This window comes from Actinomadura sp. BRA 177 (assembly GCF_013372625.1).
In the GTDB taxonomy this organism is placed as follows: Bacteria; Actinomycetota; Actinomycetes; order Streptosporangiales; family Streptosporangiaceae; genus Spirillospora.
This window is the reverse complement of record NZ_JABXFD010000004.1, coordinates 1-431: the sequence shown is the minus strand read 5'-3', so window position 1 is coordinate 431 and position 431 is coordinate 1. Positions and strand designations below refer to the sequence as shown.

The following is a 431-nucleotide window of genomic DNA, read 5'->3' as shown; positions in this document are numbered from 1 at the left end:
GGGTGGCGTGACTGTTGTGTGTCTGCGTGGAGCGGGGCCGCCCAGGCGCGACCCGGCCCGCGGCGTCGCGAGCGTCGGAGGGGGATAAGGGCCAGCCGCGGCGGCCGGCGATCCGGGCGCCCGGCGCTCCGCCGCGGGGGCCGCGCAGGGGCGGCTGCGCGACGTCGACGCGGTGCGCCCCGCCCTGTCCGACCCCCGCGCACCGGTCGTGATGCACGGCTCGGTGCTCCGTGAAGGCCCCGTCGCCGAGGCCGTCCGCACCGGGCTGCGCGACCGCTTCGCCGAGCCGCCGCGCTGCGCCGGCGACGGAGCCGTCGGCGCGGCCGGGATGGCCCTCCGCCCCCCCGGCCCCCCCCCTGGCCCCTACACACATCCGCCGCCGCCGACGGAGAGGAAGAGGTCACACCTCGAGCGCGCCGTCCCCACACAAA

1 pseudogene is annotated in these 431 nt (G+C 79.8%); it reads left to right on the top strand.

Annotated features, from left to right (window positions below):
- Nucleotides 1-172: 172 nt before the first annotated feature.
- Nucleotides 173-431, top strand: a pseudogene (locus HUX53_RS40510) (hypothetical protein); the annotation flags it as partial.